The organism is Methylobacterium sp. Leaf102 (assembly GCF_001422425.1).
GTDB lineage: Bacteria > Pseudomonadota > Alphaproteobacteria > Rhizobiales > Beijerinckiaceae > Methylobacterium.
The window spans coordinates 331686-348953 of sequence record NZ_LMMX01000012.1 but is presented as its reverse complement, the minus strand read 5'-3'; the positions used below and the strand labels follow the sequence as shown (position 1 = coordinate 348953).

At 69.7% G+C, this 17268-nt stretch carries 20 protein-coding genes; 10 read left to right on the top strand and 10 right to left on the bottom strand.

The annotated features are described in order from the left end of the window. Positions 1-109 precede the first annotated feature (109 nt). Positions 110-850 (top strand): DNA repair protein RecO, encoded by a 741-nt coding sequence (gene recO / locus ASF27_RS09800; RefSeq protein WP_056359600.1) that lies wholly within the window; start codon positions 110-112, stop codon positions 848-850. Between the two features lie 53 nt (positions 851-903). Next, positions 904-3153, top strand: a complete 2250-nt coding sequence (gene parC, locus ASF27_RS09795; protein WP_056170359.1) for a DNA topoisomerase IV subunit A — start codon at positions 904-906, stop codon at positions 3151-3153. A gap of 101 nt (positions 3154-3254) precedes the next feature. On the opposite strand, the gene infA is transcribed toward parC, so the two are convergent. Both infA and ASF27_RS09785 read right to left on the bottom strand, forming a co-directional pair. Further along, a complete protein-coding gene (gene infA, locus ASF27_RS09790; protein WP_055947419.1) occupies positions 3255-3527 on the bottom strand; it encodes a translation initiation factor IF-1 in 273 nt (90 codons plus the stop codon). A 259-nt stretch (positions 3528-3786) separates the two neighbouring features. Further along, the gene (locus ASF27_RS09785) at positions 3787-4902 is read right to left on the bottom strand and encodes a branched-chain amino acid ABC transporter substrate-binding protein (RefSeq protein ID WP_347379632.1); all 1116 of its coding nucleotides are present in this window, start codon (positions 4900-4902) and stop codon (positions 3787-3789) included. A gap of 214 nt (positions 4903-5116) precedes the next feature. Between ASF27_RS09785 and ASF27_RS09780 the strand changes: the two genes are divergently transcribed. From ASF27_RS09780 to ASF27_RS09765, 4 genes are read left to right on the top strand one after another with little or no spacing between them, the layout of a single operon-like run. Further along, positions 5117-5440, top strand: a complete 324-nt coding sequence (locus ASF27_RS09780; RefSeq protein ID WP_056260757.1) for an XdhC family protein — start codon at positions 5117-5119, stop codon at positions 5438-5440. Positions 5441-5447: 7 nt separating this feature from the next. Next, positions 5448-6149: an XdhC family protein gene (locus ASF27_RS09775; RefSeq protein ID WP_056359596.1), complete on the top strand. Its 702-nt coding sequence runs from the start codon at positions 5448-5450 to the stop codon at positions 6147-6149. Beyond that, the gene (locus ASF27_RS09770) at positions 6146-7171 is read left to right on the top strand and encodes a molybdopterin-binding protein (RefSeq protein WP_056359592.1); all 1026 of its coding nucleotides are present in this window, start codon (positions 6146-6148) and stop codon (positions 7169-7171) included. Before ASF27_RS09775 ends, ASF27_RS09770 begins: the two co-directional genes overlap by 4 nt. Beyond that, positions 7161-7739 carry a nucleotidyltransferase family protein gene (locus ASF27_RS09765; RefSeq protein WP_056359589.1) on the top strand — a complete coding sequence of 193 codons (579 nt, stop codon included), beginning with the start codon at positions 7161-7163 and terminating at the stop codon, positions 7737-7739. The genes ASF27_RS09770 and ASF27_RS09765 overlap by 11 nt, the downstream gene beginning before the upstream one ends. On the opposite strand, the gene ASF27_RS21520 is transcribed toward ASF27_RS09765, so the two are convergent. Together ASF27_RS21520 and ASF27_RS09760 are read right to left on the bottom strand one after the other, a co-directional pair. Continuing rightward, the gene (locus ASF27_RS21520) at positions 7734-7904 is read right to left on the bottom strand and encodes a DUF2256 domain-containing protein (RefSeq protein WP_082478927.1); all 171 of its coding nucleotides are present in this window, start codon (positions 7902-7904) and stop codon (positions 7734-7736) included. The genes ASF27_RS09765 and ASF27_RS21520 overlap by 6 nt on opposite strands. 116 nt (positions 7905-8020) lie before the next feature. Then, entirely contained in the window at positions 8021-8887 is an 867-nt protein-coding gene (locus tag ASF27_RS09760; RefSeq protein ID WP_056359586.1) for a formyltransferase family protein, read from the bottom strand. Positions 8888-9003: 116 nt separating this feature from the next. Here ASF27_RS09760 and ASF27_RS09755 point away from each other — a divergent pair, with 116 nt between their 5' ends. Further along, positions 9004-9738 carry an SDR family oxidoreductase gene (locus tag ASF27_RS09755; RefSeq protein WP_056359766.1) on the top strand — a complete coding sequence of 245 codons (735 nt, stop codon included), beginning with the start codon at positions 9004-9006 and terminating at the stop codon, positions 9736-9738. Between the two features lie 13 nt (positions 9739-9751). Here ASF27_RS09755 and bcsS read toward each other — a convergent pair whose 3' ends face one another. Continuing rightward, complete coding sequence (gene bcsS, locus ASF27_RS09750) at positions 9752-10453, bottom strand: cellulose biosynthesis protein BcsS (RefSeq protein ID WP_082478925.1); 702 nt, start codon at positions 10451-10453, stop codon at positions 9752-9754. Positions 10454-10777: 324 nt separating this feature from the next. Here bcsS and ASF27_RS09745 point away from each other — a divergent pair, with 324 nt between their 5' ends. After that, positions 10778-11380, top strand: a complete 603-nt coding sequence (locus ASF27_RS09745; protein WP_056170334.1) for an exopolysaccharide biosynthesis protein — start codon at positions 10778-10780, stop codon at positions 11378-11380. Positions 11381-11448: 68 nt separating this feature from the next. Here the strand turns inward: ASF27_RS09745 and ASF27_RS09740 are convergent, their stop codons facing one another. The 3 genes from ASF27_RS09740 to ASF27_RS23400 are packed head-to-tail and all read right to left on the bottom strand — an operon-like array spanning position 11449 to position 13285. Next, positions 11449-12273: a metal ABC transporter permease gene (locus ASF27_RS09740; RefSeq protein WP_082478958.1), complete on the bottom strand. Its 825-nt coding sequence runs from the start codon at positions 12271-12273 to the stop codon at positions 11449-11451. Between the two features lie 50 nt (positions 12274-12323). After that, positions 12324-13166, bottom strand: coding sequence for an ABC transporter ATP-binding protein (locus tag ASF27_RS09735; RefSeq protein ID WP_056359582.1), 843 nt, complete (start codon positions 13164-13166; stop codon positions 12324-12326). Continuing rightward, positions 13163-13285 carry a hypothetical protein gene (locus tag ASF27_RS23400; RefSeq protein ID WP_277996071.1) on the bottom strand — a complete coding sequence of 41 codons (123 nt, stop codon included), beginning with the start codon at positions 13283-13285 and terminating at the stop codon, positions 13163-13165. Before ASF27_RS23400 ends, ASF27_RS09735 begins: the two co-directional genes overlap by 4 nt. Before the next feature lie 201 nt (positions 13286-13486). Here ASF27_RS23400 and ASF27_RS09730 point away from each other — a divergent pair, with 201 nt between their 5' ends. Next, positions 13487-13987, top strand: coding sequence for a Fur family transcriptional regulator (locus ASF27_RS09730; RefSeq protein ID WP_056260749.1), 501 nt, complete (start codon positions 13487-13489; stop codon positions 13985-13987). Between the two features lie 28 nt (positions 13988-14015). On the opposite strand, the gene ASF27_RS09725 is transcribed toward ASF27_RS09730, so the two are convergent. Together ASF27_RS09725 and ASF27_RS22845 are read right to left on the bottom strand one after the other, a co-directional pair. Continuing rightward, the gene (locus ASF27_RS09725) at positions 14016-15479 is read right to left on the bottom strand and encodes a sugar transferase (RefSeq protein WP_056359760.1); all 1464 of its coding nucleotides are present in this window, start codon (positions 15477-15479) and stop codon (positions 14016-14018) included. Positions 15480-15825: 346 nt separating this feature from the next. After that, a complete protein-coding gene (locus ASF27_RS22845) occupies positions 15826-16011 on the bottom strand; it encodes a hypothetical protein (protein ID WP_210166266.1) in 186 nt (61 codons plus the stop codon). Here ASF27_RS22845 and ASF27_RS09720 point away from each other — a divergent pair. Beyond that, positions 16010-17257, top strand: coding sequence for an MFS transporter (locus tag ASF27_RS09720; protein WP_156467493.1), 1248 nt, complete (start codon positions 16010-16012; stop codon positions 17255-17257). The genes ASF27_RS22845 and ASF27_RS09720 overlap by 2 nt on opposite strands. Positions 17258-17268: the final 11 nt, after the last annotated feature.

The following is a 17268-nucleotide window of genomic DNA, read 5'->3' as shown; positions in this document are numbered from 1 at the left end:
TTCCAGCACAAGCCTAAGCTTATTCCCGCCCTGCGGGAAAGGGTTCATTGGTGCAATCTTCGCTGCCGGCGCGCTTTTCCTTCCCGCCGGCATCGGCCTATGGAGAGGCATGCAATGGACCGACGACGGCCTCGTGCTCGGCCTGCGCCGGCAGGGCGAGACGAGCGTGGTGCTCGAACTCATGACCGCCGCGCACGGGCGCCATCTCGGCCTCGTCCACGGTGGCCGCTCGCGCCGGATGCAGCCCGTGCTTCAGCCCGGCAACCGGGTCCAGGCCACGTGGCGGGCGCGCCTCGACAACAGCCTCGGCGCCTACGCCGTCGAGCCCCTCGAATCCGTGGCCGCCCGGCTCATGGGATCGGGGCTCGCCCTCCACGGCATCGCGCACCTCGCCGGGCTCCTGCGGCTGCTGCCCGAGCGCGACCCGCACCCGCAACTCTACGAGGCCGCCCGCATCCTCATCGATCACCTCCACGATCCCGACATCGCCCCGCCCCTGATGGTGCGGTTCGAACTGGCGATCCTGGCGGATCTCGGCTTCGGCCTCGATCTGTCCGCCTGCGCCGCGACCGGGGGCAACGACGCCCTCATCTACGTCTCGCCCCGCTCGGGCCGGGCGGTGAGCGCGTCGGCGGGCGAGCCCTATCGCGACCGCTTGCTCGCCCTGCCGGACTTCCTGCGGGAGCGGGCGCCGGGCGATCCACTGCCGATGACCCCCGAGGGCGCCGACGTTACGGCGGGGTTTACCTTGACGGGGTACTTCCTCGATCAGCACATCTGGGGACCGCGCGCGCTGCCGCCCCCGGATGCCCGGGCGCGCTTCGTTGCCTTGGGGACGGGAAGCGCCTAAGTCATGTTCTTGATTTGTTCTGATTTGGGGTCGTGTCGCCCCTGGAGATCGTGATGGGCCAGCCCTTCGAGCCGCCGTCGGGCTCCGACGGCATCGAGAGCGTCGAGCTGAAATCCGCCCTGGAGGACCGCTACCTCGCCTATGCGCTGTCGACCATCATGCACCGGGCGCTGCCCGATGCCCGCGACGGGCTGAAGCCCGTCCACCGGCGCATCCTGTTCGCCATGCGGCTGCTGAAGCTCGACCCGACCTCGGCGTTCAAGAAATGCGCCCGCATCGTCGGCGACGTCATCGGCAAGTACCATCCGCACGGCGACACGGCGGCCTACGACGCCCTGGTGCGCATGGCCCAGGACTTCGCCCAGCGCTATCCGCTGGTCGACGGCCAGGGCAATTTCGGCAACATCGACGGCGATAACGCCGCCGCCCAGCGCTACACCGAAGCCCGGATGACGGAGGTCGCGCGCCTCCTCATGGAGGGGCTCGACGACGATTCCGTCGATTTCCGCCCGAACTACGACGGGCAGGAAGAGGAGCCGGTGGTGCTCCCGGCGGCCTTTCCGAACCTGCTCGCCAACGGCTCCCAGGGCATCGCCGTCGGCATGGCGACCTCGATCCCGCCGCACAACGCCGCCGAACTCTGCGACGCGGCGCTCTATCTCATCACCCGCCCGGAGGCGACCTCGGCCCAGCTCCTCACCTTCGTGAAGGGGCCGGACTTCCCCACCGGCGGCATCCTCATCGACAGCGCCGAATCCATCACCGAGGCCTACCGCACCGGGCGCGGCGGATTTCGCGTGCGCGCCCGCTGGGCCAAGGAGGATCTCGGGCGGGGCACCTGGACCATCGTGGTCACTGAGATTCCCTACGGGGTGCAGAAGGCGCGCCTCATCGAGAAGCTCGCGGAGCTGCTGCAGGAGCGCAAGCTCCCGCTGCTCGCCGACGTGCGCGACGAATCGGCGGAGGATGTCCGCATCGTGCTGGAGCCGCGCGCCCGCAACGTCGATCCCGTCATCCTGATGGAGTCGCTGTTCCGACTCACCGAGCTCGAGGCCCGCATCTCCCTCAACATGAACGTGCTGGTCGGCGGCCTCGTCCCCCGGGTCATCGGTCTGGCCGAAGCCCTGCGGGAGTGGCTCGACCATCGCCGGGTCGTGTTGCAGCGCCGCTCGCGCCACCGCCTCGCCCAGATCGACCGGCGCCTCGAGATCCTCGGCGGCCTGCTCATCGTCTACCTCGACCTCGACGAGGTCATCCGCATCATCCGCGAGGAGGACGAGCCGAAGGCCGCCCTGATGAAGCGGTTCGAACTGACGGAGATCCAGGCCAACGCCATCCTCGACACCCGCCTGCGCTCCCTGCGCAAGCTCGAGGAGATGGAACTCAAGCGCGAACTCGATACCCTGACGACGGAGAAGCTCGGGATCGAGGAACTCCTCGGCTCCGACAAGCTGCAATGGGCCGACATCACCAAGCAGATCCGCGCGGTGAAGAAGACCTTCGGACCCGAGACCAAGATCGGTGCCCGGCGCACCACCCTCGAGAACCCACCCGACACCGCCGGCATCGACTTCACCTCGGCCATGGTCGAGCGCGAGCCCATCACCGTCATCGTCTCGGCCAAGGGCTGGATCCGGGCGCTGAAGGGGCACGTGGCGGACCTCTCGGGCGTCGCCTTCAAGGGCGACGACAGCCTGAAGATCGCGTTCCCGAGCGAGACCACGGCCAAGCTCCTCGTGCTGGCCTCCAACGGCAAGGTGTTCACCCTGGAGGCGGCCAAGCTCCCCGGTGGCCGCGGCTTCGGCGACCCGATCCGCCTCATGGTGGATTTCGACGACGGCACCGAGATCGTCGCGGCCCTGCCGTATCAGCCGGGCGCCAAGCTGCTGGTGGCGGCCTCCGACGGGCGCGGCTTCGTGGCGCCGGCCGACGCTCTGGTTGCCAACACCCGCAAGGGCAAGGGCATCATGGGCCTCGATGCGCCCGCCACCGCGACGCTGCTGGTGCCGGCGACTGGCGACCACGTCGCCGTCTGCAGCGCCGACCGTCTGCTCCTGGTCTTCCCCCTCGCGGAGATGCCCGAACTGGTGCGCGGCAAGGGCGTGCGTCTGCAACGCTGCCGCCAGACAACCCTGACGGATGCCTGCGTCTTCACCCTCGCCGAGGGCCTGCCGTGGCGCGAGACCGGGGGCGAGGCGCGCCTCGCCCAGGCGAGCATCCTGGAGAAATGGATGGGCCACCGCTCAGACGCCGGGACGCTCATGACCCGAAGCTTCCCGAAGTTCGAGCGGTTCGGCAAATAGGCCGCTGGTTCGTCGAGTGACCCGCCAGAACGACAATGCCCGCCGAAGCGGGCATTGTCGTTGATCGATACGGGCCGAAGCGGCGTCTGGCGCTCGAAACGTCAGCGGCGACGGAACTGGCCGCGCATTGGCGGACGCGGACCGGCGGAACGCTCGTCCTTGTGGCGGAACACGAGGCGGCCCTTCTCGAGGTCGTAGGGCGACATTTCGACGGTGACGCGATCGCCCGCCAGAGTCTTGATGCGGTTCTTCTTCATCTTGCCGGCCGTGTAGGCCACGATCTCGTGCCCCTGGTCGAGCTGCACGCGGTAGCGTGCGTCCGGCAGGATCTCGATCACGAGACCGTCGAACTGCATCAATTCTTCTTTCGCCATCCACACTCTCCAAGCGGGACAGCCAGAACGGGGCGACCCGGAATATAAAACGAAGCCGTTCGGCAAAACGCGGCGGGCGGCGGGTCCGATCCCATCGGATGCGCAACACCGGCGAGCGTTGCCCCGACATAATGTTGGGATCGGCGCGAAGCAAGCTTTTCCGGCCCGATGGCGAATCCCATCGACAGGGAAGCATGGAAATCAGCCATTGCCCTTCCGATCGAACACGCGATCGCGCCGACCGCCGGGACCGTCGATCTCAAGGGTCGATCGTATTGCCCGCGTAATCGATCCGCCCGTCCGGCGTGCGGCGCCAGACCTGCAGGACGTAGGCTGGTCGGCGTGGATCGGCCTTGAGGTCGCCACGTGCGTCGTAGGCGAGGGGGCCGAGCACCGTCTTCACGGCCGTGCCGCCACGAAGGAAGGCGGCCACCGCCCGGGCGTCCGTCGATCGCGCGCCCAGCATCCCGCCCCGCAGCACCTCCACGGCGGCGTAACCTTGTGCGACGAAGACCTGTGCGGCGAGGATCTCGGCCTCCGGCATGCGCGGCTTCGTCGGGGACGGCTTGACCTCGGGCAGGCGCGTGACGGGCGCCACGGTCATCACCGTGCCGTCGGCCGCGGCGACCTGGGACAGTTCCTTGTCCAGAAGCCCGTCGCTGCCGACGAGGGGCGCGTCGAGACCCGCCTCGCGCATGGCCCGCAGGAGCACGATGGCCTCCGTCGCGAGGCCGCCGAAATAAACGACGTCCACCCGTGCCCGTTTCAGGCGGCCGGCGAGGGCGGACAGATCCTTGTCGCCCCGCGACAGGGCCTCGAAAGCGGCCTCGCCCTGGGCCGCCGCCTTCAGGGTCCGCGCCACGCCATCGACGAGGCCGCGTCCGAAGGTGGTCTTGTCGTGCACTAGGCCGATGCGGCGTCCGGCGAACTGCCTGGCGAGGTAGGCCCCCGCGAGCGCGCTCTGCCCGGCTTCGTTGGCGCCGGTGCGAAACACGTTCCAATGGCCACCGGCCGTCAGGGGCGCCCAGGCGACCCCTGTCGTGACCGCGACGATGCCGGATTCCGCGTAGACCGGAATCGTCGCGCCGGCCACGGCGGCGTTGAGGGGGCCGACGATGAAGCCGATCCGCTCCGCGGCGAACCGACGTGCCACTGCGAGCCCCTGTTTGCCGTCGCCAGCGTCGTCCGCCACCACCAGGACGAGGCGCTGTCCATTGACGCCGCCCGTCCGATTGATCTCGGCGACCGCCTGTTCGGCACCGGCGCGCATCCCCTGCCCGAACGCGGCGTCCTGTCCGGTGAGGGGGGCCGAGAGCCCGATGACGAGGGGACCGGGCTGAGCCTGGGCGGCGCTGGCGAAGAGCGCGAGAGCCACCGCAAAACGTCTCATTGGGCCTGTCCTCGCACCCCGAACCCGGAAAGATGGCGCCAGGATAGGCCGGCGCAAAGCGTGCGCAAGGTTACGTCCTGGCGCTCGGGTCCTGGCGCTCGGGTCCCGTCGGCCGCATTGTCCTGGCGTCGGGGGAGCTTACCTCCCGTCTTCCGTGTTGCGCGGAGAGGGGCCGTCGTCCCAGATCCCGGAGTCTATCATGCTCTCCACCGAGAACGACATCCTCAGCGCGGCCGAGGCATGGCGCCGTGCCGGACGCGGCGTGGCCCTCGCCACGGTGATCGAGACCTGGGGCTCGGCACCCCGACCCGTGGGCAGTCACCTCGTCGTCGATTCCGAGGGCAACTTCCTCGGCTCCGTCTCGGGGGGCTGTGTCGAAGGCGCGGTCATCACCGAGGGCATGGACGCCATCGCCGATGGGCGGCCGCGCGTCGTCGCGTTCGGCGTCGCCGACGAGACCGCCTGGCGGGTCGGCCTGTCCTGCGGCGGGCGCATCCGCGTCTATGTCGAGCCGGTGGCCTGAGGCCGCCATGCAGCTCGATGTTCTGACCCTTCTCAATGCCGAGCGCGCCGCCCGGCGCGCCGCCATCCTGGTGACCGACCTCGACGGCGGAGCGCAGCGCGTGGTGCGCGAGGCCGAGATTCCCGCCGATCCCCTCGCCGCACTCCTCGCCAAGCGACTGGCGTCGGGCAAGGGCGGTCTCGTCGATGTCGAGGGCCGCGAGGTCTTCCTCACCGTGCAGGCCCCGCCCGTGCGCCTCGTGATCATCGGCGCCGTGCATATCAGCCAGGCCCTGTGTCCCATGGCGATGGCCCTCGATCTCGCCGTCGCCGTCATCGACCCGCGCACGGCCTTCGCGACCCCCGAGCGCTTTCCCGGGATCGAGCTCGTCACCCTCTGGCCCGACGAGGCCCTGGGCGGTGCCGTCCCGGCCCTCGACCGCTACTGCGCCGTCGCCGCCCTGACGCACGATCCGAAGATCGACGACCCCGCCCTGATGGCGGCCCTGCGCGCCGAGTGCTTCTACGTCGGGGCGCTGGGCTCGCGAAAAACCCATGCGGCCCGCGTCGGGCGGCTCGAACGGGCCGGGTTCCCGCCCGATGCCATCGCGCGGATCGCCGCCCCCATCGGCCTCGACATCGGCGCCGTGAGTCCGGCCGAGATCGCCGTGTCCATCCTCGCTCAGGTCGTGGCGGCGCAGCGCATGCCCCGCGCCGGGGCGCCGGCGTGAGATTCGGGGCGGTCCCGACCCGCGAGGCCGCCGGCCTCATCGCGGCCCATACGGTTCGCGAGCATGGCGTGATCCTGCGCAAGGGGCAGCCGATCCCGGCCGAGGACGCGGCCCGCCTCCATGCGGCGGGCGTGAGGGAGATCGTGGCGGTCAGCCTCGAACCGGGGGATGTCGGCGAGGATGCCGCGGCCGAGCGGCTCGCCCTGCGCCTGGCCGGACCGGGCCTGCGCCGCGATTCGCCGTTCACCGGGCGCTGCAACCTGTTCGCCGGGCAGGCCGGACTCCTCCTCCTCGACCGGGCCGGCATCGACGCCGTGAATGCCGTCGACGAGGCCATCACGGTCGCGACGCTGCCGGCCTTTCGCCCGGTGGCGGCCGGCGAGATGGTCGCCACCGTGAAGATCATCCCGTACGCCGTCGCGGGCGCCGCCCTGGAGCACGCCTGCCGGATCGCGCCCGACAGGGCCGTTCGGGTCGCGCCCTACACGCGCACCCGGGTCGGCGTGGTCTCGACGCTGCTCCCCGGTCTCAAGGATGCGACCGTCGACAAGACCCTGGCGACCCTGGCCCGGCGCCTCGCACCCACGGGGGCGGGAATCGTCGCCGAGTCCCGGGTTCCGCACGAGGCCGGTGCGGTCGGCGCCGCGATCCGGGCCCGCGTGGCGGAGGGCGCCGACCTCGTGGTGGTGTTCGGCGCCTCCGCCATCACCGACCGGCGCGACGTGATTCCGGCGGGAATCGAGTCCGCCGGCGGTCGGATCGACCACCTCGGCATGCCCGTCGATCCGGGCAACCTCCTGCTCGTCGGGGCGCTCGGCGCGGTCCCGGTGATCGGCGCGCCCGGCTGTGCCCGGTCGCCGAAGGAGAACGGGTTCGACTGGATCCTGCACCGGCTGCTCGCCGGGCTCGCCGTCACCCGCGCCGATATCGTCGGCCTCGGGGTCGGCGGCCTTCTCATGGAGATCGGGTCGCGGCCCCAGCCCCGTTCCGGCGGGACCCCGGCCGACGACGATGACCACTGACTTCGGGCTCGTGCTCCTGGCCGCCGGGCGCGGCACCCGGTTCGGTCCGGCGCCGAAGCTCCTGAGCCTCCTCGACGGCGAGCCCCTGGTGCGCCACGCGGCGCGGGCCGCCCTGGCCGCGCGCCTCGGTCCGGTGGTGGCGGTGCTCGGCGCCCATGGGCCGGCCGTGCGCGCGGCCCTGGAAGGGCTCGACCTCACCTGCATCGACAACCCGGCCCATGGGGAAGGTCTGTCCACGTCGCTGCGGGTCGGCCTCGATGCGCTGCCCGCCGCGGACGCGATCCTCGTGCTGCTCGGCGACATGCCACGGATCGGCCCCCACCACCTCATCGCCCTGGCGGACGCCTTCGCCGACGGCGATCCGGCGGCGGTCGTGCCCGTCCATGACGGACAGCGCGGCAATCCGGTGCTGCTCGATCGCCGGCGCCTCGACGCCGATCTCGCCACGCTCTCGGGCGATCAGGGCGCGGGCCGCCTCCTGGCCCGGCGCTCGGACGTCCGTGAAGTGCCCATGGACAGGGCCGTGCTTCAGGACGTCGATACGCCCGAAGCCCTCGCCGGCCTATGACCCGTCGGGATCGGCCTTGCCGCGCTTTGCCTCGGCCCGGCAGCGGTCCGAGCAGTAGCGCACCTCGTCCCAGACCCGCTCCCACTTCTTGCGCCACGCGAACGGCTTTCGGCAGTTCACGCAGGTCTTGGTGGGAAGGTCGGATTTCTTGCGCATCCGCGCCATGGAAGGGTCCTGATGGAAGGGTCCTGCATGAACGGGCCCCGATGTCGCCGGGTCGTTGTCTCGGTCGAAGGTCGTATCCGGCCCCGAATGGCTGTCTCTGAGACTTCGGCGTCCGGTCACCGCCCGAGATGATCGACCTCCGTCACCGCTATCGGGCTCCACCGGTTGAGCTGAATGTAGCCGTCGCGGGCCGCGATGACGACGTGGCGGCGGTAGCGGTGGACCACCGTGCCGGGGGTATGCCGATGGGCTTCGCGCCAGCCTTCCGCAGACGCCACGTAGATGCGGCCGTCACCGAGCCGCGCGATGGTCTCGATGGTCCCGAAGGCACGCACCCGCCGCAGGATCGCGTCCACGTCGCTGCGGAAATCGAGGGTCCGGTCGGCGTCGGTGACGCGCGGCCAGTACGAACCCTCGCCCTGGGGCTCGGCCCTGCGCCAGCGGGCCGGCAGATCGCGGGCGATGGGACCGGCGGCGAGGCGGCGCGCGGCGAGCTGACACTTGGAGAGCAGGCTCTCGTGGGTCTCGTGGTCCGACAGGGCGAAACGCTCCTGGGCGATGATGTCACCGGTGTCGAAGCCCTCCTCGCCGAGCACGTGGGCGGTGACCCCCCATTCGGTGTGGGCGTCGGCCACCGCCTTGAACAACGGATATGGGCCGCGCCCCATGGGCAGGGGCGATGGGTGGATGTTGACGCCGTAGGCCGCCAGTCCGCGCCAGCCCCGGATCAGCCAGGGATAACCCGCCACCACCAGGGCCCAGTCCTGCCCATGCGCCTGCGCCAGGGCCTGCATGTCGGGGGCCTTGATGCGCGAGAGCTGCATCGGCACGCGGTGCCGCCGCGCCTGGGCGACCACCACCTCGTTGTGATCGTAGATCCCGTCGCAGGGGCGGGTGAACAGCTTGATCGGCGTCCAGCCCGCCTCCACGAGGCTCTCGAACACGCCCCCGAGGAAATCGATGCCGGCGAAGGCGAACTTCATGGGCGTGTCTCGCTGAAGGGGCTGCGACGCCACGGATGGGGCGATCCGGGTGAGGGACGCTCCACGTCGCCCCCGCGTGCCTTACCTAATCCATCGCGAACGGAATGGGAGCGGGCATGAAGCGGGTCATCCTCTATGGCGGAACGGGCGGTATCGGCCGGGCGACGGCGACGGCCCTACGCCGACGCGGCTATCGCCTGCACCTCGCGGCCCGCGATGCCGGGCGCCTGGAGGCGGCGGCCTCGGAACTCGGGGAGACGACCTTCACCGCCGGCGACGTCACCGATCCGGATTTCTTCAAGACGGTCACGGAGGAGGCCGGACCGGAACTCGGCGGATTGGTCTACGCCGTCGGGACCATCAACCTGCGGCCCTTGGCCAAACTGACGATCCAGAATGTCGAAGCCGATTTTCGCATCAATGCGCTGGGGGCGTTCCTGGCCATCCAGTCCGCCGCACCCGTGCTCAAGGCCTCCGCCGGCGAAGCCGGGGTCGGGGTGGTCCTGTTCTCCACGGTGGCTGTGGCGCAGGGCTTCCCGGCGCATGCCTCCGTCGCCATGGCGAAGGGCGCGGTAGAAGGCCTGGCCCTCTCGCTCGCCGCGGAACTCAGCCCGCAGATCCGCGTCAACGTCGTCGCGCCGTCGCTGACCCGTACGCCGCTCTCGGCATCCATCACGAATAGCGCCACCCTGGCGTCGGGGATCGCCGCAATGCACGCCCTGCAACGCCTCGGTACACCGGAGGACATCGCCGGCCTCGCGAGCTTCCTCGTCTCGGAGGAGGCCGCCTGGATCACCGGTCAGGTGGTCGGCGTCGATGGTGGCCGCTCGGCCCTTCGCACCAAGGGGTGAGCCGGTGCGGGCCTCACCACGGCGTCCAGACGGTGAGGCTCACATAGGGGCTGGCCGAGTCCCGCGGTTCGAACTGCAGGCCCGCCGAGGTGCGCAGGCTGAAGCGGCCGACGGTGAAATCCGTCGCGTGTACGCCGAGGTTCCATTTCCGGTAGCCGGTGTGGTCGGCGTAGAGGGCGAGTTCGGGCCCCAGATAGGGATTCCAGCCGCGCCACGGTTCCACCTGCCATCCCCAGGACACGCGTCCCCACGCGGCGGTCCGCGACGTATCGAGGATCGCCGTGATGGTGAGGAGCGTCGCTTCGGCTGGCCGGGCCCAGACCTCGCCGTGGAGCCGGGCGCCGACGCGGGCCGGTTCCAAGCGGGACACGCCCCCTCTCGTCACGGCTTCGATGGAGCCTTCGGCCCCTGCATAGGCGGCAAGGACGCCCCAATCGTAGAACCACTGGTAGCCGACCACCGCCGCCGCCGTGGCCGTCTCCCGCCGGCCCGTTCCTTCCCGTCGCATGCCGGCCCCGAGGCTCGCGAGGGCGACGAACCCCTCCCGGTCGATCCGGTCGAGGGCGACTTTGGCACCGGCGCTGACGAAGGTCGACGGACCCGTCTCGAGGCTTCCGAACAGGAGCAGCGAGACCGGATCGTCCTGAGCCTGCACGATTCCGGAGGCGAGGACCGTCGGCACGAGGCCGACCACCGCCACCCGAACGGCGCGCATGCGCGATCGTCTTCGCAATGGTCCGTCGTTCGTCACATCCAGCGATTCCCAAAGGATGTAACGAGACTAGCATGAAATCCTGAATTGTATGAATCGAAGTCGTGATCTCAGGTGGTTGTACGGTTTGATATCTCGCTCGCCGAAGAAACGGCACGCATGATTACTTGAGATTATAATTATAGGAAATGTGCAACCTCTAGTCGCTGAGTTTCGCGGGTGCGTCCCGGCACATCGGCACCCGTGCCGGCCCCACCCGTGCGCTTGGCGCCGGAGTCCGACTAGGTTACAGCCCGCGACAGGACCGTCGCCAATGGCCGAGCTTTCTTGTCACCAGGTGCCCGAACTTCCGAAGTGCTGACCGTCCTCGCCGAGCAGGAGAGCGAACGGCTGACCGTCGGCGATATCGTCGCGGTGTTGCAGGACCGTGCCTTCGCCCTGCTGATCGTCATCCTCGGCTTGCCGAACTGCCTGCCGATGCCGCCGCCGATTCCCTTGGTGTGCGGATTGCTGCTTCTGCTCGTGGCGGTCCAGATCACGGCCGGCATGGCCTCCCCGTGGCTTCCGCGTGTCCTCCTGCGGCGCTCCGTCGCCCGCAAGGATGTCGAGCGGGCCGCAAGCCGGGCCGTCCCCCTGCTCAGGCGCCTCGAGAAGTGGTCGCGCCCGCGCATGAGCTTGTTCGAGACGGGCCTCGGCCTGCGCGGCGTCGGCCTGATCCTGCTCACCCTGTCCTTGGCGCTCATCGTCGCCGCCCCCATCGTCGGGCAGATTCCCCTCGGGCTCGCGATCTGCCTCGTCGGTCTCGGCTTGGTCGAGCGCGACGGCGTCGTCGTGATGTTCGGCCTTGGCGTCGGGGCACTCGGCGTTCTGCTGAATGCGGGCTTCGTCTATGCCCTCGTGTCGGGCATCATGAGCCTGTTCAACCTGTAGGGACGTCCAGCCGCCGGCCGAGGCGACGGGTGTGTGGGCCGGATGCGTGGGGTTTCGTTCCGCGCCGCTTACCCTTCGAGGTGGCGCGGCCGGATGAGGCGGCGCACCAGGCCGCCGCGGGGACCGATCAGCAGCGAGACCACGTAGAGGGCGCCGGCGGCCAGCACGATCGCGGGGCCGGTCGGAAGGTCGGCCCGGTACGAGAGCGTCAAGCCGGCGACGCTCGCCATCATCGCGCACACCACCGAGACGGGGATCATCCCGCTGAGGTCCGTCGCCCAGAAGCGGGCGGTGATCGCCGGCAGAAGCATCAGGCCCACGGCCAGAAGCGTCCCGAGCGCCTGGAAACCACCCACGAGATTGAGCACCACCAGCCCGAGGAAGGCGTAGTGCACCGGCCCGCCGGCGCGGCTCACAGTACGCAGGAACAGGGGGTCGACGCATTCCATGACCAGCGGGCGGTAGAGCGCCGCGAGGCCGAACAGGGTGATGGTCGCGATGCCGCCGAGCAGCAGGAGCGCCGGGTCGTCGAGGGCCAGCACCGTCCCGAACAGGATGTGCAGCAGGTCGATCTGCGAACCGCGGAGCGAGATCAGCACCACGCCGGCGGCGAGGGAGATGAGGTAGAAGGCCGCCAGGCTCGCATCCTCCTTGATGATGGTGGAGCGTGTGACGGCCCCCGCCAGCAGGGCCACAGCGAGACCGGCCGCGAGCCCCCCGAGGGTCATCGCCGGCAGGGACAGGCCCGCCACGAGGAAGCCGACGGCCGCCCCCGGCAGGACGGCGTGACTCATGGCGTCGCTCATTAAACTCATGCGCCGCAGCATCAGGAACACGCCCACGGGCGGAGCCGAAAGGGACAGGGCGAGGCACCCCACGAGGGCGCGTCGCATGAAGCCGAATTCGACGAACGGGCCGAAGAGGCCATCGATCAGGGTGTCGATCACGGAGCGTCCCGGTGGGCGTGGTCCCGAGCCTGTCCGTGGCTGTGCGGATGGGCATGCGTGTGGGGGTGGGCATGCGGATGGGCGTCGGCGACCCCGCCGGCCGACCGGCCGCAGATCGCCGCATCCTCGTCCCACGCCTCCGACAGGGCTTGGGCGCGGGCGAGATTGTCCGCGGTCAGCACCGCGTCCGTCGGGCCCCATGCCACCGGTTCGCGGGCCAGCAGCAGGGTCTGGGGGAAGTGGCTACGAACCTGGGTGAGGTCGTGCAGGGCGGCGACGACGGTCCGGCCCTGGCGGTGCCAAGCGCCGATGAGGCGCAGGAGATCCGCGCTCGTGCGTCCGTCGACGCCGGTGAACGGTTCGTCGAGGAGAATGATGCGGGCATCCTGGACGATGAGGCGGGCGAACAGGGCGCGCTGGAACTGGCCGCCCGACAAGGTGCCGATCGGCCGATCCTCGAAGCCGACGAGGCCGACGGCGGACAGCGCCTCCACCAGGGTGTCGCGGTAGGGCGCAGCCCGGCGCCATGGCCCGATCCGGTGCCACAATCCCATGGCCACGAGGTCGAGGACGCGCAAGGGGAAGCCCCGGTCGATCTCCGCCGATTGCGGCAGGTAGGCGATGGCATCGGCGCGACCCGAGCGGTCGATCCGGCCGTCGAGGCACGGGACTTCGCCGACGATGCCCTTCAGAAGCGTCGATTTGCCGGCCCCGTTGGGACCCACGAGGGCGAGCAGCGCGCCGGGCTGGATCGTGCCGTCGAGGTGGTGCACGGCCGGGTGGCGATCGTAGCCGAGGGTCAGGCCGTGGAGCGCGATGGCGCCCGTCGGCGGGCTCACGCCAACACCCACAGCACGGCGCCCCAGAGCAGGGCGGCCAGCACCGCGGCCAGAGCGAAGCGGAGATGCGCCCCCGCCTGGAACAGCGAGCGGCGGGGCAGGGGATTGGAGCGGGTCACGGGAAGGGTCAATCGGACCGGACGGGCGCGTCGGCTTACGTTGCGCGCTGATACACTGTAACATCCTACGAGTTCAACGGGCCGGAGCCGCCGGCTCGCCTCAGTGTCTCTCACAGAACTCCCGCTGCACCGCCAGGCCTAGGGCGAGAACCGGCGGGAATCGGGAGTATCGTGAGGCACTCTCACGGGGATCGGGAGCCCATGCAGGATCACGCGGGCACGCACACCGAGGCAGGCTGTTGCGGCCATAACGGCCCCGGCGAAGCCCTGGCGCGGGCAGAGGCCATGTGCCGGGCGCGCGACCTCCAGTTCACCCGCCTGCGCCGGGACGTCCTCGCTGTGGTGGCGTCGCAGGCGCGTCCGCTCGGCGCCTACGACATCGCCGAGCGCCTGAGCGGATCGGGCAAGCGCGTGGCGGCCGTGTCTGTCTACCGGGCCCTCGATTTTCTCACGGAGAACGGCCTCGTCCACCGCATCGCCAGCCGCAACGCCTTCGTTTCGTGCGGGCATACGCACACGGATGGCGCCGGCTTGGTCTTCCTGATCTGCCGAAACTGCGGCTCCATCGACGAGACCACCTCGCCCGAGATCGAGGATCAGCTCGGCCGCACCTTGGCCAAGGTGGGATTCAAGCCTTCGAGCCGCATCCTCGAGGTCGAGGGCGAGTGCGGCGCCTGCCTCGGCAAGCCCGCCGCGGGCTGATCGAGGCCGGCACCGGACGCTCCTGTCTTCAGAACGCGTTGTTGTAGGCGCGCGGCGAGACCACCGTCTGGACCATGATCCTGAGATCGAGCCAGATCGACCAATTGTCGATGTAGTACAGGTCGTGAGCGACGCGTCGCTCCATGTCGAGGTCGGTCAGGGTCTCGCCCCGCAGGCCGTTCACCTGTGCCCAGCCGGTGATGCCCGGCATCACGTTGTGACGGCGAGCGTAATGGGCGATCCGGCGCTCGAAGCTGCGGTCGTGGGCGAGCGCATGGGGGCGGGGACCGACCAACGCCATCTCGCCGCGCAGGACGTTGATGAGCTGGGGCAGCTCGTCGATGTTGGAGCGGCGCAGCACCGCACCGATGCGGGTGATGCGCGCGTCGTTGCGCGAGGCCTGACGGAAGACCGAATCGCCCTCCGTCTTCATGCTGCGGAACTTGTAGACGCCGAACGGCTGCTGGTTGAAGCCGTAGCGCCGCTGGCGGAAGAACACCGGCCCCGGGCTGTCGAGCTTGATCAGGACCGCCACGGCGGCGAACAGCGGAGCCAGCATCACCAGGGCGGTTGTCGCCAGGGTGAGGTCGACGGTCCGCTTCAGCAGGATTTCGCCGGCCTGGAGGGGGCGTCGCCCGATGCTCAGCCCCGAAAGGCGCCCGACGCGGCCGGGCTTCAGATCGGGGAAGCGGTCCATCACCGAGCCCGGGCGCAGGTGAAGGGCCGCGGGAACGCGCAGGAACGCGTCGATGCAGCGCTCGATGTCGCTGGCGTCGGACCACGGGACCAGGATGAACACGTCGTCCGGGCGCAGGAAGCGCACCACGGAGACGGCGAGGTCGAGGTCCTCGGCGATCCGCGTCTCACGGGCGAGGGCGTCGTCCCCGGCCTCGATCCGCCGCAGGTAGCTCGTTCCGATGACCCGAAGACCCAATGCGTCCGTATCGTTGTGGGCATAGAACCGGGCGATGTCCTCCTCGAACCCGACGAGATGGATGCGGTTGACGGAAGCCGAGCCCGGGGTGATCGCCCGGCGCACCAGGGCGGTCATGCCGAAGCGCACGGCGAGCATCGTCGGAAGTCCGGCGAGGAAGAAGCCCAGGGAGACGATGCGCGAGAAGTCGTTCGTGGTCTTCGTCACGAAGCCGAGGATCAGCACCACGGCCCAGGCCGAAACCCACAGGGTCGCCGCGCGTCGCAGGTGCGGACCGTGGGAGAGGGCGGTTTCGATGCTGTACTCCTCCCGCGTCAGGTTGGTGAGGAGCACGATCATCGCCACGAGGCCGGCGATCTGCGACCCGCCGCTCACGCCGCTCGGCGGGAACTCGCCCAGCACCCCGAACGAGTACGCGACATCCACCGCGTAGGCGGTGCCGACGATGGTCAGAAGGTCGGCTATCGCCACGGCCGTGGAGATGCCGAGGCGGAAGGCGGCACGCCTGCGCCGGGGCAGAAGTGCCGCCCAGACATCGCGACGCGCATCGGTCGTCATCGGCACCGCCTGCGGCGCGGTCTGGTAGATCTTCTGGATCGGTTCCTGAAACATCTGGAGTGCCATGTCCCGTCGTGAGGCGGAAAGTGTCCCAAATCGCGCCGGTGACCGGAGCGATCGAGGTTTCGTGGGATCGCTGCGCAATCTCCGGACCTTCCCGCCCGCCGCAAGAGACATGATGCGGCCGCCTGCTCGTGATTAACCATCCTGCCTTTGTCCCGCAATCGAACGAAAACTTATCCACGGACAAGTCTCGGCGTGATTGCCGCCGGCCCTGGTCTTCCACAGTTCGGGACTCTAGAGGCGTGTTCGCGGGCTGAGCATGGACCATCGTCGTCGGTTCGGTTCATTTCGGGGTCGGCTTTACCGAGACGAAACGGGTGATGGGCGCGACGGCACGGCGTTCTCCGAGCCTCGCCCGGCCCTTCGCATCGGCGGCTTCCGGCACGGTCATGATCGCGACACCGATGGCGCTCATCGGGGCGGCGGCCGCCCGTATGCCGCGGCCAGGAATGCGTCGGGAATCGCCCATGACAGGAGCCATCGAACCAGCCATCGGCGACCCGCCGCAGGCGCCGGCCGTGCGGGACCGTGCCGCGGGCGTGGGCGTGCCCGGTCCGGCCTTCGCGGTTCTCGGGGCGCTCAGCCTGTCGCACCTCCTCAACGATCTCGTGCAATCCCTCCTGCCGGCGATCTATCCGCTCCTGAAGACCCAGTTCCGGCTCGATTTCGGACAGATCGGCCTTATCACCTTCGTGTTCCAGGTGACCGCATCGGTGCTGCAACCGGTGGTCGGCATCTACACGGACCGCCGGCCGCTGCCGTTTTCCCTGGCGTTCGGCATGGGTTCGTCCCTCGTCGGCCTCCTCCTGCTGTCGGTGGCGTGGGCGTACGGACTGCTTCTTCTGGCGGCCGGCCTCGTGGGCTTCGGTTCGGCGGTGTTCCATCCCGAGGCGACCCGCGTCGCCCGCCTTGCTTCGGGCGGACGCTACGGCCTCGCCCAGTCGGTGTTCCAGGTCGGCGGCAATGCCGGCACGGCACTCGGACCCCTGCTGGCGGCCTTCGTGGTGGTGCCGCACGGGCAGGGGAGCGTCGCCTGGTTCTCCCTCGTCGCGCTCGCGGGGATCTGCGTGCTCGCCCTCGTGGGACAATGGTACGCCGGACGGCTTCGCGCAGTCCCGCGTCCCGCCACCCGCGCCGGTGTCTCCGCTGCAACGGTCCTGTCGCGCCGGCGGGTCGGTCTCACCATCGCAATCCTGTTGACGCTGATTTTCTCGAAATATTTTTATCTGGCGAGCTTCTCGTCCTACTACACTTTCTACCTGATCCAGCGCTTCGGCGTGTCGGTGGCCCAGTCGCAGATCTACCTGTTCGTGTTCCTCGGCGCGGTGGCGGCGGGCACCATCCTGGGCGGTCCCATCGGCGACCGCTTCGGACGCAAGCCCGTGATCTGGGGGTCGATCCTGGGTGTCCTGCCCTTCACCCTGGCCCTGCCGCACGCCGATCTCGTCTGGACGGTGGTGCTGACGGTGCCCATCGGGATGATCCTGGCCTCGGCGATGCCGGCGATCCTCGTCTACGCGCAGGAGCTCCTGCCCGGCCGGATCGGTCTGGTCGGTGGATTGTTCTTCGGCTTCGCATTCGGCATGGGCGGGCTCGGCGCCGCGGTTCTGGGCGAGGTCGCCGATCACGCCGGCATCACCGCGGTCTATGCGCTCTGCGCCTACTTGCCGCTCATCGGCCTCGTGGCGGTCTTCCTGCCGCGGCTGGCCCGGTGAGCCGTATCCTG